The following is a 26,196-nucleotide window of genomic DNA, read 5'->3' on the forward strand; positions in this document are numbered from 1 at the left end:
CCGACGCTTAGCGAACTGGCAATAGTCTGTGCATAAGCGTGGTGCTGTCTCGTCAGTGGTGCCGCCAGGTCTTTGGCATCCAGGTACCGAAGCAGCGCAATTCTTTTGTGCCCGCATTGAATGCTATGGTCATATAGCGCCAGCGCCGCCATTGCGTCGCGCTTCTTCCCGACATCCTCGACTAAAGTTCTCGTGTCAGATCGTTTCATTGGGAACGGTGCTGTGATCGAGGACGCGTGAGACGGCGGTCACGGCAATTCGTGGCCAACTCAGGATATGCATCCAGTCGGCGGACAGTATCGGTTTCACGCAAAAGCGCGGCAATCCCTCTCGGGGATATACCACTCTGTAGGTAGTACTCAACCGTCGCTACACCTCGCGCGGGGCATTGATAGTGCCGCGCCTCCCGGCGATCCTGTTTTCGGCCGCGACCTTCCCGGTAGCGCTGCGCCGCTCGACGTCGGCGCCGCACTATCAATCAACGTTCGTCAACAGAAAACATGGGAGGTCTCGCCATGACATCCGGTCTCAACAAAAGTCGCCCGGAATATGTCCCGCTAAAGGCAGACCTGCATGGCACCCGACACGGGTTTTTCACGTCTGGCGCGACCTGGGAGGATCGCGCGAATGCGCTTGCTTGCCACCGTGATGGCTCCCAATACCCACAGAGAGGGAGCCCCCTCTGGCAGATTGCAAGGCGCAGTTGACGGACCATACTAGAGACACGAATCGTCAAAACCTTGCAGCGGAGCCGCATCATGGAAAGCCGGAATTTCCTGACCCACCAGCAGATATTCGACCGCGCTGTCGACCATCTTTTCGGCCAGGGCCGCGCTGCGCTGCTGCCACATGGGGGCGGTGCTTATCGCGGCTATTGCGGCGGGTGTCCCGTTGGCAGCTTCATCAAGCCACGCGACTACATGACCGCAATGGAAGGCGTGCCCGTCCGCTATATCGGCAAAGCGTCATCGGACGCGATACCCCCTTATATGGATGTCGGCATCGCGGCATTGAGAAGGGCGCTGCTTCGTGCCCATGTCAATGTCTACGATCCCGTGACGATCGAGTTGCTCAGCACTTTGCAGAACGTGCATGACGTGTTCGGCAAATGGGAATGGCGTGAGCGGCTTCAGTCGATCGCCCGACAGTTTGGTCTGTCGGCCGAACTGGTCAAGGCGGCGGCCTGATTGCCAGAGCTGGCGGAACACGGAAATCATGTACGGGCGAGTGAGGTGACGATCATGAACATGCAGCAACAGTCTTTACGCGAACTCGTCGAGAAATGGCTGGCGCCGACTCCGGCAACGCCCTTTCGAGTGACCCGGTTCAGCCGCACGCGAGATAGCAACAGGCGCTACGTCTGTGTCGAAGTGGCGCGGCCGGCGTGCCTGGTGGCCATCATGTTCTTTCGGCATGCCGATGGCGCGTGGCGCGTATTTCCGCCTCGCCGCGAGGGCCCGGCAATGGCCTTCCAGAAAGCAGCATGACGCGCGCAGCGCCGCCGTGCTTGACCTATGATGAAACTGTCGGCCAGCCGCCTTCAGGCCGATCCAGGTATGAGGAATAGGACGTGGAGCCTGTCAACACCGTACTGCTGATCGACGATCACGCGCTGTTCCGCAAGGGCGTCGCGCAATTGATCCAGATGAACCCGGCGTTTCGCGTCGTCGGCGAAGCGTCGTCGGGACGGGTGGGTGTCGACCTCGCGGTTCGGCTCAAACCCGACGTCGTTCTGATCGACCTCAACATGCCGGAAATGAGCGGTATCGAGACGCTCGAGATGATGAAACAGCACAACGTCGACGCACGCTTTCTGATGCTGACGGTGTCGGACAACGAACGCGATGTGGTGGCCGCACTACGCGCCGGCGCAAGCGGCTATCTGCTCAAGGACATGGAGCCGGAAGAACTGTGCATCAATTTGCAGAAGGCGCTGCAGGGAACGGCCGTGCTCAGCGAGGCGATCACGGGCAAGCTGTTTCATGCACTGTCCGCCGGGCAGTCTCTCCCCGCCAACGAGTCGGGCCTTTCCGGGCGTGAGCAGGAGGTACTGGACTATCTGGTGGAAGGGCTATGCAACAAGGAGATCGCCCGAAAGCTCGATATCAGCGTCGGGACTGTCAAGGTGCACGTCAAACATCTGCTGCACAAACTCGACCTTCATTCCAGAGTCGAAGCCGTCGTGTGGCATCACGAGCGCCACGCGCGCCGCAATCCGCCGCGGGCGTGAGTCCTCTTCCTCGCCAGCCACTGATACTATTCGCACTGCGGAACCCTCGCGGCGGAGTCATGCCGCGAATCCCGTTGCCGATAGTCGATAGTCAAGTGTAGAGCCGAGCGATGAAGAGCGAGATAAACGACGAACTGCCCAGCGGTCCCGTGGACGAGTCGGGCGATGGAAGGTCGATTGAGTCATTCCTGGGCAAGGTCGTCAAAGAACACCGTACGAATCAGGGGCTGACGATTGCCGACCTGGCAGAGCAAAGCGGCCTGTCGCGAAGCATGGTGTCGAAGATCGAGAACGGGCAGGTGTCGACCAGCCTCGATTCGATCGTGAGCATTGCGCGCGCACTGGGCATTTCGATTTCCGCGATGTTCAAGAACTTCGAGCATCGCGAGGGCAATGCGCAGCATGTCAAATCCGGCAAGGGCATGGAGGTCGTGCGGCGCGGCACCACGAAGGGACATACATACCATTTGCTGGCCTATGACCAGGGGCCCGTCAAGCTGTTCGAGCCGTTTCTCATCACCATGGACGATGAAGCCGAGGTGTTCCCGACCTTCGAGCATCCCGGCACAGAGTTCATCTACATGCTGCAAGGCAAGATGGAGTATCGCCATGGCAATCGCAGCTATCTGCTGCAGCCCGGCGACGCGCTGACCTTTCGTGGCTCCGTCGCGCATGGCCCCGAGCGTCTGATCAAGCTGCCGATCCGCTTCATCACCGTGATCATGTACGGCCAGTCGCCGGACCTGGATACCTGAACGCCCGTCTGAGCTGGCTAACCCTGCGATAGCTGCGCGCGCATCCATGCGCGCCGATTGCGCTATCGATTCCCCGCCTCGCAACCGTCCTCGAAAGACGTTGCCTCCCCCGTCACTTCCGTCGACATGCAGACACGTGCAGGGATAGTCGCGGCCATCGCCTGGGCAATCAGGTGATACGCGCCTGGCGATACTCCCGAAGGTGTACGGGTGTTTCCTGACAGGAAAAAAAGTTTATTGCCATTGACACACAAGTTTCGGCTGGCTACTGTTGTCACCAATGGTTCCTCTTCGAATCAATGCACAACATGTCCTCCAATACACACCGCTTCACGCTGACTCTGTCCTGCCCCGATCGCATCGGGATTGTGTCTGCTGTAAGCACATTCCTTGCCGAGCATCGGGCCTGGATCATCGAGGCCACCCATCATGCCGACGAAATCGAGAAGCGCTTCTTCATGCGCCACGAGATCGTCGCGGAGTCGCTGCCCTTCGGCATCAACGGGTTCCGGGATCGCTTCGCCCACATCGCGAGAGAGTTTGCGATGGACTGGAAGATCTCTGACAACTCAGTCAAGAAGCGGGTCGTGATACTCGTGTCGAAGCTCGAACACTGTCTCTACGACCTGCTCGCGCGCTGGAAAGCGGGCGAACTCGACATCGAGATTCCGTGCGTGATCTCGAACCACGACACATGGCGCAGCTTTGTCGAATGGCACGGCATCCCGTTCCATCACGTGCCCGTCACGCCTGATAACAAGGCGCAGGCGTATGACGAGGTGCAACGGCTGTTCGAGGATGCGCGCGCCGACACGATGGTGCTCGCGCGGTACATGCAGGTTCTTTCTCCGAAACTGTGCGCGGCTTATCCGGGGCGAATCATCAACATCCACCATTCGTTCCTGCCGAGCTTCGTTGGTGCGAAGCCTTATCACCAGGCCTACGGGCGCGGCGTGAAGCTGACGGGCGCGACCTGCCACTACGTGACGGAAGAGCTCGACCAAGGGCCGATCATCGAGCAGGACGTGATTCGCATACGCCACTCGGACCGCCCGGATGACCTCGTGCGCCTGGGCCGCGATATCGAGAAAGCGGTATTGGCGCGAGGCTTGCGTTATCACCTTGAGGATCGCGTGCTGATCCACGGCAACAAGACCATCGTGCTGCGGTAATCGCGTAGCCGTCTTCCATCGAACAGGTCGTTAAGCCGCCCCCAGCGGGGCAGGCCAAAGGAGCGTTTTATGCCATGGCGTCTCGTCCGCTTCGCTCTCTCAAAGAAACATCCCGAACCGAGGATGTTCACGAGACACGACACTTTGCGTCGTTCATATGACGTTGTGATCATCGGCGCAGGGGGCCACGGTCTCGCGTCGGCCTACTATCTCGCGAAAGAGCACGGCATCACGAATGTGGCCGTGCTGGAGAAGGGGTATATCGGAGGAGGTAATACCGGGCGTAACACCACGATCATCCGCTCGAACTATCTGACGCCCGAGGGCGTGCAGTTCTATGACGAGTCCGTGAAGCTGTGGCAGGACCTGTCGCAGGACTTCGATCTGAACCTGTTCTATTCGACGCGCGGTCACTACACGCTTGCCCATACCGATTCGGCGATGCGTACGATGCGCTGGCGCGCAGAGGTCAACAAGCACTACGGGGTGGACTCCGAGGTCGTGGGTCCGAACGAGGTGAAAAAGGCCGCGCCGATGATCGATATCTCGTGCGGCGGCGTCGCGCCCATCATGGGCGCGCTGTATCACGCACCGGGCGCGGTTGCGCGGCACGATGCCGTTGCCTGGGGCTACGGGCGGGGCGCGGACCAGCGCGGCGTCGAAATCCATCAGCAGACGGAGGTGCTCGGCATCGACGTGGTGGGCGGCAAGGTCAAGGGCGTGAAGACCTCGCGCGGCTATATCTCGACGAACAAGGTGCTGTGCGCGGTGGCAGGTTCGACGCCCCGCGTGACGGATATGGTCGGCTTGCGCACGCCCATCTACATCCATCCGCTTCAGGCGATGGTGAGCGAGCCGCTCAAGCCCTGGCTCGATCCGATTCTCGTCTCGGGCAGCCTGCACGTCTACATCAGCCAGTCGGCGCGGGGCGAACTCGTGATGGGCGCTTCGCTCGATCCCTACGAACTGCATTCGACACGCTCGACGCTCGACTTCGTCGAAGGACTCACCTCGCACATGCTCGAGATGTTCCCGTTCCTGTCGCAGGCCAAGGTGATGCGCCAATGGGCGGGGATGGCCGACATGACACCCGACTTCGCGCCGATCATGGGCAAGACGCCTGTCGAAGGCTTCTATCTGGATTCGGGCTGGGGCACCTGGGGTTTCAAGGCCACACCTGTGTGCGGCAAGACGATGTCCCACACGGTCGCGAACGACGCCACCCACCCGCTGATCGAGAGCTTCTCGCTCGACAGGTTCCGCCGCTTCTCGCTCACGGGCGAAAAGGGCGCGGCATCCGTTGGCCACTAAGCTGGAGAACGACGATGAAAATCATGACCTGTCCGGTAAATGGCGCGCGGCCGGTGTCGGAGTTCGCCTACTGGGGCGAGATTCGTCACGAGCCTGATCCGACCCAGGCGAGCGATGCGCAATGGGCTGACTATGTGTTTTGCCGCAACGGCGCGCCGGGCGTGAAGCAGGAGTGGTGGTGCCATACGCCGAGCAATACATGGTTCATTGCCGAGCGCGACACCGCGAAAGATCTCGTGCTGCGCACGTGGCTTGCCGGCGAGGAGGCCTGAATGCGTCTGACTCCTCACCGCGGCGAATGGATCGAGCGCGATACACGCATCGATTTCTCGTATGAAGGCAAGCAATACAGCGGCCTCATTGGCGACACGATCTCGAGCGCACTGTGGGACTCGGGCCTGCGTGTGCTCGGCCGCAGCTTCAAGTATCACCGCCCGCGTGGCGTCCTTTCGCTCGCCAATCACGATGTCAATGTGATGCTGCAGGACGGCGCACGGCTGAACGTGCGCGCCGATGTGACCGCGTTGACGCCGGGCGGCAACTGGTATTCGGTGAATACCTTCGGCGGCGTGGAAGGCGATCGTGCGCGCGTCGTCGGCAAGCTCGCGGCGTTCCTGCCCGTCGGCTTCTACTACAAGGCGTTTTATAGCAAGCGCTGGTTTCCGCGCTGGGAGCGCATGTTCCGCACGATGACGGGTCTCGGCAAGGTCGATTTCGACGCGCCGCATATCCGCACACCGAAGCGTTATGGCTTTTGCGACGTGCTGGTGATCGGCGCGGGTCCATCCGGTTTGTCGGCGGCGCTCGCGGCGGCCGGGGAAGGCACTGACGTCGTGATCGTCGATGAGAATGCGCGCATCGGCGGCAGCGGTGGTTATCAGCTGGGCGGCGACGAGAAGTGCTTCGACACCATCCGTGAACTGGAGAACGCCGTGCTCGGCCATCCGCGCATCCGCGTGATGACGGGCACGCTCGCGGCAGCCTATTACGCGGACCTGTGGGTGCCGCTCGTGAACGCGACGTGTATTACGAAGATGCGCGCGAAAGCCGTGATCGTCGCGAGTGGCGCGTTCGAGCAACCCGCCGTGTTTCGCAACAACGACCTGCCGGGCGTGATGCTGGCGTCGGCGGCGCAGCGCCTTGCCTATCGTTATGCCGTTGCGCCCGGCAAGCGGGCCGTCGTGCTCGCCGCCAATGCCGACGGCTACCGTGCGGCGCTCGACATGCTGGCGCGCGGTATCGAAGTCGTTGCCGTGGTGGATCTGCGCGCATCGCATGCAAGCGATGACCTCGAGCGCGATCTCAGGGCGAAGGGCGTCGATGTATTGCCTTCGAGCTGTGTCGTCGAGGCCGTGCCGGACCGATCGGGCGAACGGCTGACGGGCGTGCGTGTCGGCGCGTTTTCAACGAACAGCGGCCTTCGCTATTCGACGGCAACGACCCGTCTGATCGAATGCGACACGCTGCTGATGAGCGTCGGCTGGTCGCCTGCCGCGAACCTGCTGTACCAGGCGGGCACGAAGATGCACTTCGATCACGATGTGCAGCAGTTCGTGCCGGAGCAATTGCCAGCCGGTGTGTTCGCATGCGGCCGCGTGAACGGCGTGTACACGCTCGGCAGCAAGCTGCGCGACGGCGCGCGCGCAGGCGTGCAGGCGGCAGCGCATAGCGGCAACGGCAAGGCAGGCGAAGCCGCGCAACTGCGTCTCCTGGAACGGGAATCGCCATCGCATCCCTGGCCGATCGTGGGCCATACGTCCGGCAAGAACTTCGTCGATTTCGACGAGGACCTGCAACTGAAGGACTTCGAAAACGCGGTGCAGGAAGGCTTCGACAACATCGAACTGTTGAAGCGCTTCTCGACCAACGGCATGGGGCCGAGCCAGGGCAAGCATTCGAACATGAACGGCCTGCGCATCCTCGCGCGGCTGACGGGCAAGGAGCCCCAGGAGGTCGGCACGACGACGGCGCGGCCGTTCTTCCATCCCGTGCCGATGTCGCATCTCGCCGGGCGCGGCTTCAACCCGGAACGGCGCACGCCGCTGCACGCGCAGCACCAGTTGCTCGGCGCAGTGTGGATGCCGGCGGGCGTCTGGCAGCGCCCGGAGTACTACGCGGTCGCGGGCAAGGAGCGCGCGGTCTGCATCGAGGAAGAGGCGCTCTCCGTGCGCAACGGCGTGGGCATCATCGATGTGGGCACGCTCGGGAAGATCGAAGTGCGGGGGCCACAGGCCGCGGAGTTTCTCGAACGCGTGTACGTGTCGAAGTACGCGGGCCTGAAGCCTGGCATGACCCGTTACGCCGTGATGTGCGATGAGTCCGGCGTGGTGATCGACGATGGCGTGATCGCGCGTCTCGCCGACGACCACTTCTACTTCACGACCACGACGTCGGGCGCGGCGGCCATCTATCGCGAGCTGTCGCGGCTCAACACGATCTGGCGGCTCGACTGCGGCATCGTCAACGTGACGGGCGCGTTCGCAGCGGTGAATCTCGCGGGGCCCGCATCGCGTGCCGTGCTCGGCAAGCTCGTCGATCTCGATCTGTCGCCGGCGGCCTTCCCGTATCTCGGCGTGCGCGTGACGGGCGTCGCCCTCGGTCAGAACCGTGTGCCGGCGCGTCTGATGCGCGTGGGTTTCGTCGGCGAATGGGGATACGAAATCCATATTCCCGCCGAGTACGGCGCGGCACTGTGGTGCACGCTGCTCGAAGCGGGTCATGAACACGGCATTCGCCCGTTCGGCGTCGAAGCGCAGCGTCTGTTGCGGCTCGAAAAGGGACACGTGATCGTGAGCCAGGATACCGACGGGCTGACGACACCGCGCGACGCCGGCATGGAATGGGCCGTGAAGATGGACAAGCCGTTCTTCGTCGGCAAACGCAGCCTGCAGATCATCGACAAGCTGCCTGCCAAACAGCGTCTGGTCGGTTTCGCGCTCGATGCGGGCGTGCGCGACGCGGGCCTGCGCGAGTGTCATCTCGTGATCGAACGCGGCGAGATAGCGGGCCGCGTGACGAGCGTCGCGTGGAGCGCGACGCTGCAAAAAACGATTGGTCTTGCGTTCGTGCGGCCCGAGCAGGCCGAGCCCGGCACGCGCATCAGTTTCCGCGCGAGCGGCGGCCGGATGGTGCCCGCGACGGTGGTGCCGACACCGTTCTATGACCCTGAGAGCGAGCGTCAAAAAGACGCCGTAACAACAAAGGCTGCCACGCCGAGGAAGGAGACAGCATGAACGCACCACTTCGGATGAGCCCCGTATGCAACGCCTGGAAGACGGGCAACGCGCAGTGGAGCGTGCGGGAGAACATGCGCGTCGAGGAGCGCGTCGATGCCGCCGACAGCACCCGTGCCGCGACGCTTGGCATCGCCGACGTCTCCTTCCTGTTTCGCACCGGCTTCAAGGGGCAGGGCGTAGCCGCCTGGCTGCAGGCGCAGGACATCCCTGTGCCGCCGCAGCCCAACAGCTGGGCACCCCTCGCAGGTGGCGGCGTCGTGTTGCGGCTCGGCGTCTCCGAATACCTGATCGAAGACGGACTGACGCAAGGTAGCTCGGCAAGGATGGCGCATCTCGAGACGCCCGTGCACGTGTACCCCGTGCTTCATCAGGATGCGGCACTCGTGCTGTGCGGCGAAGCCGTGAACGAACTGCTGCTGCAAACCTGCAATGTCAATTTTGGCGCGCTCGATCTGGCTGCCCGGCCAGTCGTGCTGACATCGATGGCGGGTGTCGCCGTCACCGTCATGCCAGGCGCCCGGGCAGGCAAGCCTTACTACCGGGTATGGGCCGACGGCACATACGGCTTGTATCTGTGGGAGACGCTGGCGGGCATCGCCGGTGAACTGGGCGGCGGGCCAGTCGGGGTCGCTGCGATCACGGATATCGACCAGTCGGCAACCCCGTAGCGAGCAAGTAGTCGACGCGGGCGCGCACTCGGGCCGGCGTTTTCAGAAACCTGGATTTATCACGTTCAAGGACATTCAGATGACCCCCGAAGACGCCCGAAAATTTCTCGCAGAAAACGAGGTGAAATACATCCTCGCGCAGTTCGTCGATATCCACGGAGTCGCGAAGACCAAATCCGTGCCTGCGGCGCATCTGAACAGCATTCTCACGGCGGGAGCCGGCTTCGCGGGCTTTGCCGTGTGGGGCCTGGGTATCGATCCGCAAGGGCCCGACTTCATGGCCGTCGGCGACATCAATACCCTGCAACTCGTGCCCTGGCAACCGGGCTATGCGCGCGTCGTCTGCGACGGACATGTGAAGCGCGAGCCGTGGCCATTCGAAAGCCGTGTGACGCTGAAAAAACAGATTCGCCGCCTCGAAGAACACGGCTGGATTCTCAACACAGGGCTCGAGCCGGAGTTCTCGCTGCTGCGCAAGGGGGCGGACGGCACGATCGCACCCTGCGACCACACCGATGCATTGCCGAAGCCGTGCTACGACTACAAGGGTCTTTCCCGCTCGCGCGAATTCCTGGAGCGTTTGACGGATGCGCTGATCAAGGCGGGCATCGACGTCTATCAGATCGATCACGAAGACGCGAACGGCCAGTTCGAGATCAACTACACGTACACCGACTGTCTGAAGTCCTGCGATCACTACGTCTTCTTCAAGATGGCGGCGGCGGAAATCGCCAACGAACTGGGCCTCGTCTGCTCGTTCATGCCGAAGCCGTTCGCGAACCGGCCCGGCAACGGCATGCACATGCACATGTCGATTTCCGACGGCAAGAAGAACCTGTTCGCCGACGATCACGACGAGCGCGGCCTCGGCCTCTCGAAGCTCGCCTACCACTGGACGGCGGGCCTTCTGAAGCATGCCGGGGCGCTCGCGGCGATCTGCGCGCCGACGGTGAATTCGTACAAGCGTCTCGTCGTGGGCCGTTCGTTGACAGGCGCGACATGGGCGCCCGCCTATGTGAGCTATGGCGACAACAACCGCTCGTCGATGGTGCGCATTCCGGGTGGCCGGATCGAACTGCGCCTGCCCGATGCCGCGTGTAACGCATATCTCGCGACGGCCGCCGTGATTGCGGCCGGGCTCGATGGCGTCGAAAACCGTCTGGACCCGGGCGAACCCTGCAATGCCAACCTCTACGAGATGTCGCAGCGTGATCTCAAGGAGAACGGCATCAGCATCTTGCCGCAGAACCTCGAAGCCGCGTTGCATGCGCTGGAGCGCGACGAAGTGATGCTCGAAGCGCTGGGGCCGGCGGGCGGCGAGTTTCTCCGTCTCAAGCACATGGAGTGGATCGAGTACATGCGCCATGTGTCGGACTGGGAACAGAAGACCTACCTCGAATTTTTCTGATCAAGAATCCTAAACAGCTTTTCGCTTGAATTTAAGCGCGAGGAGATAACGATGTGTGGAATTGTCGGACTACTCGTCAAGAAACCCGAGTTGCGCGAGCGGCTCGGCGAATTGATGGTGCCCATGTTGTTGGGTATGACGGAGCGCGGCCCGGACTCGGCGGGCCTTGCAGTGTTCACGGAGCCTGTCGCTGACGGCGTGCGCAAGATCAGCCTTTACTCGGGCCTGACAGAAGAGGGCGCCGACTTCAACTGGCAGGGGCTGGTTCATGAACTGAACGCGCATCTCGGCGCCAAGGCATCGGTGCAGGTGAAGGACAACCACGCCGTATTGACCGTTGCCGTTGATCCCGAAACGGTCAAGCACTGGATCCGCGAAACGCACCCGGGGCTGCACGTGCTGTCGACGGGACGCATGATCGATCTGTACAAGGACACGGGCACGCCCGGCCAAGTCGCGGACCGTTACGCGTTCAGCGGGCTGACGGGCACGCATCTGGTGGGGCATACGCGGATGGCGACCGAATCCGCCGTGACGCCCGATCGTGCGCATCCCTTCACGGCGGGCGAGGATTTCTGTCTGGTGCACAACGGCTCGCTGTCGAATCCATTCGGCGTGAGACGCATGCTCGAACCGCACGGCATTCGCTTCGACACCGACAATGACACGGAAGCCGCCTGCCGTTTCCTCGAATACCGGCTGCGCGAAGGCGACGATCTCGAAGCGGCGTTGCAGAAGGGCTTCGAGCAGCTCGACGGCTTCTTCACGTTTCTGATGGGCACGCCCGACAAACTCGCGCTGATCCGCGATCCGTTCGCCTGCAAGCCGGCTGTGGTCGCCGAGACGGACGATTTCGTCGCGATTGCCTCCGAGTTCCGTTCGCTCGCGCATCTGCCCGACATCAAGCACGCCCGCGTTTTTGAACCGGCTCCCGAGGAGATGTACGTATGGACAGTGTGAACTTCGACCTGGCGTCCGCCTCGGTGACGGACGTGAATGGCTTCCTGCACCGCGAGGCCGCGAAAGCGGGAACGCGCAGGGTGCTGATCTCGAATCCCGATGGCGCGCACAACATTGCGGTGGGGCTCGATCTTCCCATCGAAATCGAGATCGACGGCCATGCAGGCTATTACGCCGCCGGCATGAACAAGGAAGCGAAAGTGACGATCTCGGGCAGCGCCAGCACGGGTGTGGCCGAGAACATGATGAGCGGCCGCGTGCACGTGAAGGGTTTCGCTTCGAACGCGGCGGGCGCATCGGCGCACGGCGGGCTGCTCGTCATCGAGGGCGACGCGGGCCTGCGCTGCGGAATCTCGCTGAAGGGCGCGGACATCGTCGTGAAGGGATCGGTTGGCAGCTTTTCCGCGTTCATGGCCCAGGCGGGCCGGATCGTGATCTGCGGCGACGCCGGCGATGCGCTCGGCGACTCGCTGTACGAGGCGGTGATCTATGTGCGCGGCAAGGTCAAGTCGCTGGGTGCCGACGCGCGTGAAGAGCCGATGCAACCTGCCGATGTGGAAGCCGTCGCGCAACTGCTGCGCGCAGCGGGCCCCGCATTCGCGGAATTCGATCCCAAGGAATTCAGACGCGTCTCGTCGGCCCGCTCGCTGTATCACTGGAATGCCGACGCGAATCAGGAATATTGAACCGGGGACCCCGCCATGGAAATCAAGCCCGTACACATGAAACATATCGCCACCGAAGAGTCCTGGGGCTTCGACCGCAAGACGATCGACTACATCCAGAACGCTGCGGCACACGGACTGTATGAGATCCGTGGCCTTGGGGCGAAGCGGCGCGTGCCGCACTTCGACGATCTACTGTTTCTCGGCGCATCGCTGTCGCGCTATCCGCTTGAGGGATACCGCGAAAAGTGCGTGACCAAGACCGTGCTCGGCACGCGCTTCGCGAAGAAGCCGATCGAGCTCGCCATCCCCATCACCGTCGCGGGCATGAGCTTCGGCGCGCTGTCGGCGAACGTGAAGGAATCGCTCGGCCGCGCCGCCACCGAACTCGGCACCTCGACGACGACGGGCGACGGTGGCATGACGCCCGAAGAACGGCAATCGTCGAAGACGCTCGTCTATCAGTGCCTGCCGTCGCGTTACGGCTTCAATCCCGACGACGTGCGCAAGGCCGACGCGATCGAGGTCGTGATCGGACAAGGGGCCAAGCCGGGTGGGGGCGGCATGTTGCTCGGCCAGAAGATTTCGCCGCGCGTGGCCAAAATGCGCACGCTGCCGGAAGGAATCGATCAGCGTTCGGCATCTCGCCATCCCGACTGGACAGGCCCTGACGACCTGCAGATCAAGATTCTCGAATTGCGCGAGATGACCGACTGGCAGACCCCGATCTACGTCAAGGTCGGCGCGACCCGCACGTTCAATGACGTCAAGCTCGCGGTACACGCGGGCGCGGACGTGATCGTCGTCGATGGGATGCAGGGCGGCACGGCCGCGACGCAGACCTGCTTCATCGAGAACGTCGGCATTCCGACGCTCGCCGCGTTGCGCCAGGCCGTCGACGCGCTCGAAGACCTCAACATGAAGGGGCAGGTGCAGTTGATCATCTCGGGCGGCATCCGCAGCGGGGCCGACGTCGCGAAGGCGCTGGCGATGGGCGCCGATGCCGTGGCCATCGGCCAGGGCGTGCTGGTGTCGCTGGGCTGCAATAGCGGCTCGTATATCGAGAACGGCCAGCATGTGAGCGCGCTCGACGACTACGCGAGCCTCGGCACCGCGCCGGGCTTCTGTCACCATTGCCACACGGGCAAGTGCCCCGTTGGCATCACGACCCAGAACCCGGTGCTGCAAGAACGTCTGAAGCCCGATGTCGGTGCGAAGCGTCTGAAGAACTATCTGAAGACGCTGAACATGGAGCTGACGACGATCGCGCGTGCTTGCGGCAAGCAGAACGTTCACCACTTGGAGCCGGAAGACCTCGTGGCGCTCACGGTCGAAGCCGCGGCGATGGCGCGTGTGCCGCTCGCCGGGACCAACTGGATTCCCGGCCTGAACGGCGCCCGATGACAGCGCAGATCATCGACGGCCGGCACCTTGCGCGACGGCTGCGCGCGCGCTTTCGCGAGCGCGTCGCGGCCCTGTCCGCGCGAGGTGTCGTGCCCGGTCTCGCCGTGGTGCTGGTCGGCGACAACCCTGCGTCGGAGCTGTACGTCGCGAACAAGGTGCGAGCCTGCGAGGATTGCGGCGTGCGCTCGTTCATGCACAGGTTCCACGCGGATTGCCGGGAAACGGAACTCCTCGATCGTATTGCCGCGCTCAACGTCGAGCGCAGCACGCACGGCATTCTGGTGCAACTGCCGTTGCCGCCGCAGATCAACGTGCGGCGCGTGCTGGAAAGCATCGTCGTCGACAAGGACGTCGACGGTTTCCATCTTTACAACGTGGGCGCGCTGGTGGTCGGCAATTCGATCTTTCCGCCGTGCACGCCGTATGGCGTTCAGCTTCTGCTGGAGACGACGGGTATCGACGTGGCGGGGAAGAACGTCGTGGTGGTCGGCGCGAGCAACATCGTCGGCAAGCCGATGGCGTTGATGCTGCTGCAGAAGGAAGCCACCGTCACCGTGTGTCACGTGAAAACGCGCGACCTTGCGCAACACACGATTCACGCTGACATTCTGGTCGTCGCCGCAGGCAAGCCGGGTCTCATCAAGGCGGAGATGGTGAAGGAAGGCGCGATCGTGATCGACGTCGGGATCAATCGCACGTCGGATGGGCGCATCGTCGGCGATGTCGATTTCGAGCCCGTGCGCGAGCGGGCATCATGGATTACGCCCGTGCCGGGCGGCGTGGGACCGATGACGGTCACGATGCTGATCGAGAACACGCTGCGATCGGCCGAGCGGTTTGCGGATGGGGAAGCGTTTCATCCGCCGCAGCCCTTCTGGCAGGTGCCAGCAGGGTAGGGACAAAGAACAAAGCGATACGGCGTTGACGATTGCAGGAGACCTCTAATGGCTGACGATACACGCAACGCACTCGAAACCGCTGCGCGGCTCGCGCTCGCATTTCACGACTCGCGCGCGTCGCGCCCAACGGGTCCGATAGCGAGCTTCCACGAGTTGAGCGCAGCGTTCGGCGGCCCGACGCCGGAACAAGGCGAGCCCGCCGATGCCGTCATCGCGCGGCTCTCGGCCATTGCTGAGCCAGGTTTGCTCGGCACGGCGGGGCCGCGCTTTTTCGGCTGGGTTGCGGGCGGCTCGCATCCCGCCGCCGTCGCGGCGGACTGGCTCACGAGCATCTGGGGACAAAATGCCGCGACCTGGCACGGCGCGCCTGCGGCTGCCGTCGCGGAACAGGTGGTGGCGGGCTGGTTCCTCGATATGCTGGATCTGCCGCGCGACTGCTCGGTCGGTTTCACCACGGGCGCGACGATGAGCAATTTCGTTTGCCTCGCGGCGGCTCGCGACGCCGTGCTGCGGCAGGCGGCCTGGGACGTCGAGGCCGACGGTCTGTGCGGCGCGCCGCCCATCTCCGTGTACGTCGGCGAAGGCGTACACGCGGGCGTGTTGGCCGCGCTGCGCTATCTGGGCATCGGCGAGCGGCGTGTCATCCGGATCGCCGCCGACGAGTCGGGCCGCATGCAGGTCTCCGCGTTGCGGGAGGCGCTCGCGCAACATTCGGGACCGCTCATCGTGATCGCCCAGGCGGGACACATGATGACAGGCGCGTTCGATCCCGTCGGCGAGATCGCGGCGTGTACGCACGAGCATGGCGGATGGGTTCACGTCGATGCGGCGTTCGGGCTGTGGGTCAGAGCAAGCCCGCAGCACAGGGATCTTGCAGCCGGCATCGAAGACGCGGATTCATGGGCTGCCGACGCGCACAAGTGGCTGCAAGCACCCTATGAAACCGGCTGCGCGTTCGTACGCGATGCCGCCGCTCACCGTCGCGCGATGTCGATTAACGCGAGCTATCTGCCGCAAGCAGATGAAGGCGTTCGCGACCCTGTGCACTACACGCCGGAGCTGTCGCGCCGCGCACGCGGCTTTGCGCTCTGGGCGCTCGTGCGCTCGCTCGGCAGGCAGGGCATCGCGGCGATGGTCGAACGCCATTGCGCGCTCGCGCGGCGCATGGCACGCCGGCTTGCGTTGGGTCCCGGTGTCGCGCTGCTCAACGAGGTCGAGTTGAACCAGGTGATCGTGCGCTTCGGTTCGGCCTATGACGTCTCGCTCGCCGACGAACTGACGCTGCGCGCGATCGAACGTATCCGGGCGCAGGGCATCTGCGATGTGCGCGCGGCGCGCTGGCAAGGGCGCGCGGTGATGCGTCTGTCGGTCATCTCGTGGGCCACGACGGAGCACGACGCGGATCGTGCCGCCGATGCGATTCTGTCGGCATGGGATCAGGTGCATGGCGACTACCTGTGTCAGGAACGGGAAGCGATGGCATTGGCATTCGGATAAGCGTTGCTCAAGCGCTGTACTTTTGCGGGCGGTCCGTCAACTTCGACGGGCCGCCCGCTTTTCGCATTTATCGCTTGTTGCCGCCGCCGATCGCATCTGCCGTTGCGAGCAGCGCCTCGGCCATGCGGATGCTCGCTGCGTCGATCAGCCGGCCATCCAGCGAGACAGCCCCTTTGCCTTCCTTCGCGGCCTGCGCCATCGCCTCCATGATGCGGCGCGCCTTGGTCACTTCCGCTTCGGCGGGCGTGAACACGCGGTTGGCGAGTTCGATCTGCGACGGATGGATCGCCCATTTCCCCTCATAACCCAGCACGGCTGCGCGGCGCGCGGCGGCATCGTAGCCATCGGGATCGCTGAAATCACCGAACGGTCCGTCGATGGGACGCAGCCCATAGGCGCGGCAGGCCACCATCATCCGCGTTTGCGCGGCGTGCCACTGATCACCCCAGTAGTAATCGCGCTCGCCGCGCTCATTCTTGTCCGTGAGCACACCGTAGTCGCGATTCACGCCGCCGATCACCGTCGTGCGCGCGCGCGTCGATGCCGCATAGTCCGCGACGCCGAACGACATGGCTTCGAGACGGCGGCTCGACTGCGCGATGCTCTCGACGTTCGCCATGCCGAGCGCGGTTTCGATCAGCACTTCGAAGCCGATCCGGCGGGTGCGCTGGCGGGCTGCCTCGATCTGCGTGACGAGCATATCGACGGCGTACACGTCCGCGGCCACGCCGACCTTCGGAATCAGGATCATGTCGAGACGCGGACACGCTTCGACGATATCGACGACATCGCGATACATGTAGTGCGTATCGAGTCCGTTGATACGGACCATCATCGTCTTGCTTCCCCAATCGATATCGTTAAGCCCTTCGACGATGTTCTTGCGTGCCTGCTCCTTGTCGTCCGGGGCGACGGCGTCTTCGCAGTCGAGGAAGATGATGTCCGCGGCCGAGCGCGCGGCTTTTTCGAACATCGCGGGATTCGAGCCGGGCACGGCCAGCTCGGAACGGTGCAACCGCGCTTTGGCTTGCTCGATGACAGTGAAGCTCATACGGGTTCTCCTGAAGTCATTTCATTGAAGGCATGACGGCAACGGGCGCCTAGCCCGTCGCGCCGAAGCCCGATGCGATGCAGTTGATGGACAGCAGCAGCGGCACCTGATACGCGCGCCGCTGTCGTTCCGTTTGTGACGAACGGTAGAGACGTAGCAGTTCGATCTGCTGGCGGCTAACGAGATCGATAGCGGGCAAACGGCGCTGCAGACGCGCATGGAACTTCGGAAAGCGGGTGCCCAGTCCGGACGAGCCCGTGAGCGTTTGCACCATCTTCACCGTGAGCCTGAATTCGGCTTCGATCTGCGCGAAGATCGTGTCGCGGATCGCTTCATCGGGCACGAGGCTCGCGTACTCGCGTGCAATGTCGAGATTGACCTGGGCCAGCGTCTTTTCGACCTCGTCGATGACGAGCCGGAACAGCCGCGATTCGTCGAACATTCGCCGCAGCAGGTCGATCCCGCGTTCCTGCCGCACCGAAAGGAAGCCTTCGATCGCGCTGCCCACGCCGTACCAGCCCGTCAGCGCGTGCCGGTTCTGCGACCATGCGAACACCCACGGAATCGCGCGCAGATCCTGCAAGCTCGTTGCGCCGAAGCGGCGGGCAGGGCGCGAGCCCATGTTGAGCATCGACAGTTCTTCGAGCGGGCTGGCCGCCTGGAAATACGCGAGCATGCCCGGCTGCTCGATGAACTTCGCATACGCGGCCCGCGACGCGCCCGAGAGCGCTTCCATGGCTTCATCGAATTCGCCCTTCGGCAGCAACGCTTCTTCGCGCTCCGACTTCAGCGTATGTTCGAGTACGCTCGACGCAAGCAACTCGACGTGATACTGCGCCGTGCCGCGATTCGCGTATTTGAACGACACCACTTCGCCCTGTTCGGTCACGCGAAAACGTCCTTTGACCGAGCCGGCGGGCAAAGCGGCGACGGCGCGGCCAGCCGGTATGCCGCCCCGGCTCACCGACCCGCCGCGTCCGTGGAAGAACGCGATCGTGACGCCCAGTTCATCGCCGAGCCGCTTGATCTTCGTCTGCGCTTTCGACAATTCCCAGTTGCTCGCGAAAAATCCGCCGTCCTTGTTCGAATCCGAATAGCCGATCATGATTTCCTGCACGCCGCCCTGTGCGCGAATGCTGCGGCGGACCATCGGCACGGCCAGCAGTTCGCGCAGGATTTCGGGCGCGCGGCGCAAGTCGTCGATGGTTTCGAGCAGGGGCACGACGGGTAACGTGCAGCTTTCCGTCCCGGCTGCGTCGGAAAAGAGACCGGCCTCCTTGGCAAGCAGATAGACCCCGAGCACATCGCTCGCCCGATGCGTCATGCTCAGAATGAACGCGCCGAATGCATTGCGATCCACCTGCTGGCGCATCTCGCGCGCCGTGCGGAAAATCTGCAGCGTCTGTGCCTCGTCGAATGGCAGCGAATCGAAGCGGCGTTCCCGCTCCTGCTCGCTGTCCGAGGGTTGGGCCAGTTCGCTGAGCAGCCACGCTTTCCATTCGGGCGAGTCGCTGGCGGGCGGCTCGCCGGATGTGCCACAGGTCGCGCGCCACAACGCGCGCAGCGCCTGCTCGATCACCGTCGTGTTCTGACGCAGGTCGAGCTGCACGGTGCTGAAGCGAAACGTCTCCACTTCTTGCCGCAACGGTCGTACGAGCATATGCGCCAGTTGCGCGCTGCCCGTCGCAAAGAGCGTCTGCTCGATCACCAGCAGATCAGCGGCAAGCTCGTCGGCGCTCGTGTAGCCACCTTGAACGGGCGTGCCGTCGGCGGGCCGGCTTGCGTTGGCAAGCGACCCGTCGAGCCGGCGCAAGATGCACGTCAGGTATTGACGGAACAGTTCGCCCGGATTGCGCGACGCGACCGACGTGGCCTCGCCGCTGCGCATCAGCGCGCGCGCCAGCGCTTCGTGGAAACTGTCCGGCACAGGCAATGCCTCGGACGTGATACTCAGCATCTGCGTCAGTTCGACGAGACGCAGCCGGTAGCGCTTCAGGCACGCAAGCCGGTTCTCATGCAGCGTGGCGCGCGTGACGCTGTCGTCGACGAAGGGATTGCCGTCGCGGTCTCCGCCTATCCACGAACCAAACTGGAAAAAACGCGGCATGTCGAAGCGCTCGCCCGGATAGTGACGCGCGAGCGCGCTCTCCAGCTTGTCGAACAGCAGTGGCACGGCTTCGAACAGCGTCTCGCTGAAAAAGTGCAGACCCCACGCGACTTCCTGTGCGACCGTGGGTTTTTCGAGCCGCAGCTCGCCGCTCATCCACAACAGCTCGATATCGTTCCTGAGCGCGAGGATGAGCGTGTGGCGTTCGCGCGGTGTCCAGCGCGGCGATTCGAGTTCCATCAGACGCCGGTAGATGCGCCGATGGATTTCGAGCACCGTGACACGCTTGGCTTCCGTTGGGTGGGCCGTCAGTACGGGGCGCACCTTCATCTGACTCAGCGCGTCACGCACTTCGGCGGCAGGAATGCCCGCCTCGGCCGCTTCGGCAATCACCCGCGCAAACGAATCGGGCAACCAGTCGTAGCCGCCTTCGATCTCGATCTCCCGGCGGCGGCGCATCGCGGTACTCTGCTCGGCGATGCTGAGCAGCTGGAACCACATGCCTTGCGCCTGCAGCATGCGCCTCAGGATGACGCGCGCGGTACGATCATCCATCCGCTCGCGCATCAGTTCCGTCATCGATTCATGCGCCGACTCGCCCATCAGCGTGCGTTCAACCTCCGGCTGGCGGCTGCGCGCAATGTCGCGCAACAGTTCTGAAAGCAACTCGATGACAGCGTATTCGTAATCTTCCGCGCTGAGCGCGGGCAGGGCAGCCGACGCGATCGCGAGCTCGTGCAGCCCGCCAACTTCAGCGTCGGCGTGCCTGCTCGCGGGGAAGGGGCGCACAACCTCGACGCGCGGCGGGTCGGGTTGTGGTTCTGGGCCGTAGCCCCAATCAGGCAACGCGGCGCGTGACATGGTCTTCGAGCACAGAGGCAACCGTGGAACCCAGCTCGGACGCGCTGGGCGCCACCGAGAGGCCGTAGGACATCATGATTTCCGCTTTCTCCGCCGCGCTGTCGCCCGCTGCCGAGATAATCGCGCCCGCGTGTCCCATGCGCCGTCCCTTGGGCGCCGTCAGACCGGCCACATAGCCGACGACGGGTTTCGTCATATGCTCGCTGACCCACTTGGCGGCTTCGGCTTCCTGCGGGCCGCCAATCTCGCCGATCATCACGACAGCCTCGGTCTCGGGGTCCTGCTCGAACAGTTTCAGATGATCGAGGAACGAGCTGCCGTTGATGGGATCGCCGCCGATGCCGACGCTCGTCGTGACGCCGAGGCCGAGCGCATTGAGCTGCGCGGCGGCTTCATAGCCGAGCGTGCCCGAGCGCGACACGATGCCGATATTGCCGCGCCGGTAGATGTTGCCCGGCATGATGCCGAGCATCGCGCGTCCGGCGCTGATGATGCCCGCGCAGTTCGGGCCGACCACCATCGTGCGGGTTTCCTTCGGATAACGCAGCAGATAGCGTTTGACGCGCATCATGTCCTGCGCCGGGATGCCGTCGGTAATCACGCAGACGAGTTGCAGGCCGGCGTCGGCGGCTTCCATGATGGCGTCGGCACAGTAGGGCGGCGGCACGAACACGAGGCTCGCGGTGGCGCCCGTTTCGCGCACGGCGTCTTTCACGGTGTCGAACACGGGGCGTTCGAGATGAAGCTGTCCGCCCTTGCCCGGCGTGACGCCGCCGACCACGTTGGTGCCGTATTCGATCATCTCTTTCGCATGGAACGACGCCTTGTCGCCCGTGAAGCCCTGCACGATGACGCGGGTGTTTTCGTCGATCAGGATACTCATGTCCGTTCTCCTTATCTGGGGTTGCCGGCCTGGCGGGCGCGGTGCGCCTTGGAGGCCTCGACGGCCTTTTGCGCCGCTTCCAGCAGCGATTGCGCCGCGATGATGGGCAAGCCGCTTTCCTTGATGATGCGTCGTCCTTCTTCGACGTTGGTACCCGCCAGACGCACGACGAGAGGCACCCTCAGGCCGCGGGCAGCCTGCACGACTCCCTCGGCAACCCAGTCGCAGCGATTGATGCCGGCGAAAATATTGACGAGCACGGCCGAAACATTCTGGTCCGACAGCACGAGGCGAAACGCGGCCGCCACGCGCTCGGGCGATGCGCCTCCGCCGACGTCGAGGAAGTTTGCCGGCTCGCCGCCTGCGTACTTGATCGTGTCCATGGTGGCCATCGCGAGGCCGGCGCCATTGATGATGCAGCCGATATCGCCGTCGAGCCCCACGTAGTTCAGCCCGAACTGCGCCGCTTCCGCTTCGCGCGGATCTTCCTGCGCCGCGTCGCGCATCTCGGACACGTGCGGGTGGCGAAACAGGCCGTTGTCGTCGAACGAAATCTTCGCGTCGAGGGCGATCACGCGGTCGTCATCGGTGACGACGAGGGGATTGATCTCGACCATCGTCGCGTCGAGGTCGCGAAACGCGCGATACGCGCCCATGATCGCGTTGACGGCGCGGCTCACCTGCTTGATGTTCAAGCCAAGGCCGAAGGCGATCTCGCGCGCCTGGAAGGGCTGCAAGCCGACGGCTGGCTCGACCACTGTCTGAAGAACGGCGCCCGGGTTGGTGCGCACCACTTCTTCGATATCCATGCCGCCCTGTGCGGAAGCGATCACGCGCACGCGTTCCGCCTTGCGGTCGAGCACGATGCCGAGATAGATCTCGCGCTCGAATTTCTCGGCGACCTCCACGTACACACGCTCGACGACTTTGCCTTCCGGTCCCGTCTGGATCGTCACGAGCTGCTTGCCGAACAGCGCGGTCGCCGCCTCGTGCACATCGTGATAGGTCTCGCACAGCTTGATGCCGCCCGCCTTGCCGCGCGCGCCCGAATGAATCTGCGCCTTGACGGCCCAGTGCCAGCCGCCGAGTTCCGTGGCGCAGTAGACGGCCTGATCCGGCGTGTAGGCGACCGCGCCGCGCTGGATCGGCACGCCGAAGCCAGACAGCAGGTCTTTGGCCTGATACTCGTGAATGTCCATGTCGATGTCTCCGTTTGATTGCGTGGTTTGCGAACCGTCAGGTCACGAGATTGCGCGGTACGCCGCGCGCGAATGCCTCGATGTTCTCGATCAGCTGGTCGGCCAGCGACTGCATGGCGTCGTCGGACGCCCATGCAACGTGAGGTGTCAGAATGAAGTTGGGCAGATCGAGCTCGAGCAGCGGATTGCCCGCGACGGGTGGCTCCTGGCTCAGCACGTCGAAGCCTGCTCCAGCGATCAGTCCTTCCTTGAGCGCCGTGGCGAGCGAGGCTTCGCACACCAGCCCGCCGCGCGCCGTGTTGATCAGCAGGCAGTTGCGCTTCATGCTGCGCAACTCGTCGAGCCCGATCAGGTTGCGTGTGGCAGGCGTGAGCGGCGCGTGCAGCGAGATCACGTCCGACGCGCGCAGCACCGTGTCGAGTTCGGCGTATTCGAGGCCAGGCACCCGCGCGCGCTGCGCGTCGTGAGCGGCGAACACCGGGCGCATGCCGAAGCCGCGCGCAATCTGCGCCGTGCCCTGGCCCAGCGCGCCGCCGCCGATGATGCCAAGCGTCGAGCCATGCAGATCGCGGATCTGATGATCGAAGAAGCAGAACTGCTTGGTCTGCTGCCAGCGTCCGCTCAGCACGTCGTTGCGGTAAGCGAGCAGGTTGCGCCGCAACGCGAGGATCAGCGCGAACGTGTGCTCGGGCACCGCGTGAGACGCATAGCCGCGAATGTTGGCGACGGCGATGCCACGCTCGCGGCAGTACGCCGTATCGACGACGTCATAGCCTGTCGCCGCCACGGCAATCATCTTGATCGACGGGTGCCTGTCGAGCATGTCGGCTCGCAGCGGCACCTTGTTGGTGATCGCGATGGTGGCGCCTTCGAGCCGCCGCATGACCTCTTGTTCAGAGGTCGACGCGTACTGGACCCAGTGGTGGTCGAACGTTGGGCGCCTGACATCGGCATTCAGCGTGGAACGGTCGAGAAAAACGATTTCGTGTCGCATGGTGTCGTGCGTTCCGTAGTGTGGGCGGGAAGGATGCGACCCGCCGCGCCTGCTTCAGGCAGGCGCGTTCAGGCGGTCGCGCTCATAGAGCCGTGCTCATGCCGCTGTGTTCACGCATTTGCGGCGCGGCGCGCGACGGGCTCTGCCACCCGCTGCGTCGCGGCATGCGTCGCGGTCTGCGCACCCGGCGTGTGCGTGCGCCAGTACTGTCCGGCTGCGCCTACGCCGCTGCCTGGCCGCACGTCGATCCCGGCATCGAGCATGGCCATTTCGGCGCCTGCAATCGCGCTCACCAGCATCAGCTCGTTCAGGTCGCCGAGGTGGCCGATGCGGAACACCTTGCCCGCGACCTTCGAGAGTCCCGCGCCGAGCGCGAGGTTGTAGCGGCGATAAGCGGTGTCGATGACCTGCGCGGCGTTGAATCCTTCTGGCACGACGATCGCGGACACCGTATCGGAGTGCCACTTCGGCGCCTTCGCGCACACTTCGAGTCCCCAGCCTTCCGTGATGGCGGCGCGCACACCCGAAGCCAGGTAGTGATGCCGCGCGAACACGTTGTCGAGGCCCTCCTGGAACAGCAGGTCGAGCGCGGCGCGCAGCCCGTACAGCAGCGAAAGCGCAGGCGTGTACGGGAAATAACCGGTAGCGTTGGTCCGCACCATGTCGGCGAGATCGAAGTAGCAGCGGCGCGATTTCGCGTGTCCGATCGTCTTCAACGCCTTCTGGCTCACGCACAGGATGCCGAGGCCCGCCGGCAGCATCAGACCTTTCTGCGAGCCCGTCACGGCCAGATCGACGCCCCATTCGTCCATGCGGAAATCGATGCAGCCAATCGAGCTCACGCCGTCGACGAACAGCAAGGCCGGGTGGCCCGCCGCATCCATCGCGCGGCGCAGTGCGCCGATATCGCTCGTCACGCCCGTCGCCGTTTCGTTGTGGCAGGCCAGAATGCCCTTGATGGTGTGCTGACGGTCCGCCTTCAGGATCTCGCCGATCCGCTCGACGGGCACGCCTTCGCCCCAATCGACGTCGAGAATTTCCACATCGAAGCCCAGGCGCTGCGCCATGTCGGCCCACAGATGGCTGAACTGGCCAAAGCGCGGCACCAGGACCCGGTCACCCGGCGACAACGTGTTGGTGAGCGCCGCTTCCCATGCGCCCGTACCCGACGACGGAAAAATAAAGGGCTGGCCTTCCGCCGTCCGGTAGATCTTCTTCAGATCGGAGAGCAGGCCATGCGTGAGTTCGGGGAATTTTGTCGAACGGTGGTCTTCCATCGACACCACCATCGCGCGTTGCACGGCGTCGGGAACATTGGTCGGACCGGGGACGGCGAGAATGTTGCGTCCAGGGATGCGCGCGGCAGAAGTATTCGACATGGTTTGTCTCCTTGGGTGATGATCCTGATCTGTCGTTTGGATGATGTCGTTCGGGTGGTTCAGTGCGCCGCGTGACCGGCGGCCGTGCTGTCGTCCCGTGTCACGGGTGCGTTGTGGCGCAGTGCGTCGGGTGCGTCGCGATACACAGGGAACTTCGCGGTCAGTGCGAGCACAGCGTCCGCTGTGCGGCGGATCACGAGATCGTTGGCCGGTGCGTCGAGCACATCGGCCATCAGATGCGCAAGCTGTTGCGCTTCCGTTTCGCGCATGCCGCGTGTCGTGATAGCGGGCGAACCGATACGCACGCCGCTCGTGACAAAGGGCTTTTGCGGATCGTTCGGAATCGCGTTCTTGTTGACCGTGATGAAGGCGCGGCCAAGTGCGGCTTCCGCCTCTTTGCCCGTGACGTTTTTCGCGCGCAGATCGACGAGGAACACGTGTGAATCCGTGCGGCCCGACACGATCCGCAAGCCGCGTTGCTGGAGCGTCTGCGCCATGGTCCGTGCGTTGATAAGCACCTGTTGCTGGTACTCGCGAAACTCGTCGGTCATCGCTTCGCGCAGCGCAGCCGCCTTGCCCGCGATCACATGCATCAGCGGGCCGCCCTGGATGCCGGGGAAGATCGTCGAGTCGATTGCCTTCGCAGCCTGCGCGCCCGCGAGAATCATGCCGCCGCGCGGACCACGCAACGTCTTGTGGGTGGTCGTCGTGACGTAATCGGCGATGCCAACGGGGCTCGGGTAAAGCCCCGCCGCCACGAGACCCGCATAGTGCGCCATATCGACGAGCAACGACGCGCCAACGCTATCGGCGATCGCACGAAAACGCTGCCAGTCGATCACGAGCGAGTAGGCGGAAGCACCCGCGACGATCATGCGTGGCTTGTGAGTCTGCGCGAGTTGCTGGACCTGCTCGTAGTCGATTTCTTCCGTATCGGGATTGAGACCGTATGACACGGCATTGAACAGCTTGCCGCTCACGTTCACGGACGCGCCATGCGTGAGGTGTCCGCCGTGCGCGAGCGACATGCCGAGAATCGTGTCGCCCGGCTTGAGCACGGACAGATACACGGCCTGATTTGCCTGCGATCCCGAATGTGGCTGCACGTTGGCATACTCGGCATGGAACAACTGCTTCGCGCGATCGATGGCGAGCTGCTCGACGACGTCGACGTGTTCGCAGCCGCCGTAGTAGCGGCGGCCCGGATAACCCTCAGCGTATTTGTTGGTCAGCTGCGATCCCTGCGCTTCCAGCACAGCGGGCGACGCATAATTTTCGGATGCGATCAGCTCGATGTGATCCTGTTGACGCTGCGTCTCCGCCGAGATGGCCTGCCGCAATTCCGGGTCGGTGACGGCAATCGTGTTTTTGTAGCTGAACATGTATGAACCTCTCTTTAATGAACCAGACAGGCTGGACGTCGCTGCTCGTCCCCTCCGTATCCCCTTCGCATTCCTGTTGAACCGATGGTAGTGGCGTGCCGCCGAAAACACTCATTCGCGTTACTTATCCGATCC

General features: G+C 63.6%; 22 protein-coding genes. 15 read left to right on the top strand and 7 right to left on the bottom strand.

Annotation, left to right across the window (positions count from 1 at the left end):
• The first annotated feature begins 758 nt into the window (after positions 1-758).
• The 15 genes from C2L64_RS21630 (at position 759) to C2L64_RS21700 (ending at position 16,205) form a co-directional block, all read left to right on the top strand.
• A complete protein-coding gene (locus C2L64_RS21630; RefSeq protein WP_007585794.1) occupies positions 759-1,187 on the top strand; it encodes a hypothetical protein in 429 nt (142 codons plus the stop codon).
• 54 nt (positions 1,188-1,241) lie between these two features.
• Positions 1,242-1,487, top strand: a complete 246-nt coding sequence (locus C2L64_RS21635; protein ID WP_007585793.1) for a hypothetical protein — start codon at positions 1,242-1,244, stop codon at positions 1,485-1,487.
• Positions 1,488-1,570: 83 nt separating this feature from the next.
• The gene (narL, locus tag C2L64_RS21640) at positions 1,571-2,230 is read left to right on the top strand and encodes a two-component system response regulator NarL (RefSeq protein ID WP_007585792.1); all 660 of its coding nucleotides are present in this window, start codon (positions 1,571-1,573) and stop codon (positions 2,228-2,230) included.
• 110 nt (positions 2,231-2,340) lie between these two features.
• Positions 2,341-2,985: a helix-turn-helix domain-containing protein gene (locus tag C2L64_RS21645; RefSeq protein ID WP_007585791.1), complete on the top strand. Its 645-nt coding sequence runs from the start codon at positions 2,341-2,343 to the stop codon at positions 2,983-2,985.
• Between the two features lie 299 nt (positions 2,986-3,284).
• Positions 3,285-4,157 (top strand): formyltetrahydrofolate deformylase, encoded by an 873-nt coding sequence (gene purU, locus C2L64_RS21650; protein WP_007585790.1) that lies wholly within the window; start codon positions 3,285-3,287, stop codon positions 4,155-4,157.
• A 123-nt stretch (positions 4,158-4,280) separates the two neighbouring features.
• Complete coding sequence (locus C2L64_RS21655; RefSeq protein ID WP_229514783.1) at positions 4,281-5,468, top strand: FAD-dependent oxidoreductase; 1,188 nt, start codon at positions 4,281-4,283, stop codon at positions 5,466-5,468.
• A gap of 14 nt (positions 5,469-5,482) precedes the next feature.
• The gene (locus C2L64_RS21660) at positions 5,483-5,740 is read left to right on the top strand and encodes a sarcosine oxidase subunit delta (RefSeq protein WP_007585788.1); all 258 of its coding nucleotides are present in this window, start codon (positions 5,483-5,485) and stop codon (positions 5,738-5,740) included.
• Positions 5,741-8,701, top strand: a complete 2,961-nt coding sequence (locus C2L64_RS21665) for a glycine cleavage T C-terminal barrel domain-containing protein (RefSeq protein WP_007585787.1) — start codon at positions 5,741-5,743, stop codon at positions 8,699-8,701. It abuts the gene before it with no gap.
• The gene (locus tag C2L64_RS21670) at positions 8,698-9,372 is read left to right on the top strand and encodes a hypothetical protein (RefSeq protein ID WP_007585785.1); all 675 of its coding nucleotides are present in this window, start codon (positions 8,698-8,700) and stop codon (positions 9,370-9,372) included. Before C2L64_RS21665 ends, C2L64_RS21670 begins: the two co-directional genes overlap by 4 nt.
• Positions 9,373-9,451: 79 nt before the next feature.
• Positions 9,452-10,780: a type III glutamate--ammonia ligase gene (gene glnT, locus C2L64_RS21675; protein ID WP_007585781.1), complete on the top strand. Its 1,329-nt coding sequence runs from the start codon at positions 9,452-9,454 to the stop codon at positions 10,778-10,780.
• A 51-nt stretch (positions 10,781-10,831) separates the two neighbouring features.
• Complete coding sequence (locus C2L64_RS21680; protein WP_007585779.1) at positions 10,832-11,740, top strand: class II glutamine amidotransferase domain-containing protein; 909 nt, start codon at positions 10,832-10,834, stop codon at positions 11,738-11,740.
• Positions 11,728-12,426 carry a GltB/FmdC/FwdC-like GXGXG domain-containing protein gene (locus C2L64_RS21685; RefSeq protein WP_007585778.1) on the top strand — a complete coding sequence of 233 codons (699 nt, stop codon included), beginning with the start codon at positions 11,728-11,730 and terminating at the stop codon, positions 12,424-12,426. Before C2L64_RS21680 ends, C2L64_RS21685 begins: the two co-directional genes overlap by 13 nt.
• 15 nt (positions 12,427-12,441) lie before the next feature.
• Positions 12,442-13,809 (top strand): FMN-binding glutamate synthase family protein, encoded by a 1,368-nt coding sequence (locus tag C2L64_RS21690; protein ID WP_007585777.1) that lies wholly within the window; start codon positions 12,442-12,444, stop codon positions 13,807-13,809.
• Positions 13,806-14,705 carry a bifunctional methylenetetrahydrofolate dehydrogenase/methenyltetrahydrofolate cyclohydrolase FolD gene (folD, locus tag C2L64_RS21695; protein WP_007585776.1) on the top strand — a complete coding sequence of 300 codons (900 nt, stop codon included), beginning with the start codon at positions 13,806-13,808 and terminating at the stop codon, positions 14,703-14,705. Before C2L64_RS21690 ends, folD begins: the two co-directional genes overlap by 4 nt.
• Before the next feature lie 48 nt (positions 14,706-14,753).
• Complete coding sequence (locus C2L64_RS21700; protein WP_007585775.1) at positions 14,754-16,205, top strand: pyridoxal phosphate-dependent decarboxylase family protein; 1,452 nt, start codon at positions 14,754-14,756, stop codon at positions 16,203-16,205.
• Between the two features lie 67 nt (positions 16,206-16,272).
• Here C2L64_RS21700 and C2L64_RS21705 read toward each other — a convergent pair whose 3' ends face one another.
• From C2L64_RS21705 to glyA, 7 genes are all read right to left on the bottom strand, one after another.
• A complete protein-coding gene (locus C2L64_RS21705; protein ID WP_007585774.1) occupies positions 16,273-17,256 on the bottom strand; it encodes an HpcH/HpaI aldolase/citrate lyase family protein in 984 nt (327 codons plus the stop codon).
• 49 nt (positions 17,257-17,305) lie between these two features.
• The gene (locus tag C2L64_RS21710; protein WP_007585773.1) at positions 17,306-20,224 is read right to left on the bottom strand and encodes a phosphoenolpyruvate carboxylase; all 2,919 of its coding nucleotides are present in this window, start codon (positions 20,222-20,224) and stop codon (positions 17,306-17,308) included.
• On the bottom strand, positions 20,202-21,107 hold the full coding sequence (gene sucD / locus C2L64_RS21715; protein ID WP_007585772.1) for a succinate--CoA ligase subunit alpha: 906 nt from the start codon (positions 21,105-21,107) through the stop codon (positions 20,202-20,204). The genes C2L64_RS21710 and sucD overlap by 23 nt, the downstream gene beginning before the upstream one ends.
• An 11-nt stretch (positions 21,108-21,118) precedes the next feature.
• Complete coding sequence (locus tag C2L64_RS21720; RefSeq protein ID WP_007585771.1) at positions 21,119-22,306, bottom strand: malate--CoA ligase subunit beta; 1,188 nt, start codon at positions 22,304-22,306, stop codon at positions 21,119-21,121.
• A gap of 37 nt (positions 22,307-22,343) precedes the next feature.
• On the bottom strand, positions 22,344-23,300 hold the full coding sequence (locus C2L64_RS21725) for a D-2-hydroxyacid dehydrogenase (RefSeq protein ID WP_007585770.1): 957 nt from the start codon (positions 23,298-23,300) through the stop codon (positions 22,344-22,346).
• Between the two features lie 110 nt (positions 23,301-23,410).
• Entirely contained in the window at positions 23,411-24,679 is a 1,269-nt protein-coding gene (locus tag C2L64_RS21730; protein ID WP_007585769.1) for an aminotransferase class V-fold PLP-dependent enzyme, read from the bottom strand.
• Positions 24,680-24,738: 59 nt separating this feature from the next.
• Entirely contained in the window at positions 24,739-26,061 is a 1,323-nt protein-coding gene (gene glyA / locus C2L64_RS21735; protein WP_007585768.1) for a serine hydroxymethyltransferase, read from the bottom strand.
• Between the last annotated feature and the right edge of the window lie 135 nt (positions 26,062-26,196).

Source organism: Paraburkholderia hospita, assembly GCF_002902965.1.
Classification (GTDB): domain Bacteria; phylum Pseudomonadota; class Gammaproteobacteria; order Burkholderiales; family Burkholderiaceae; genus Paraburkholderia; species Paraburkholderia hospita.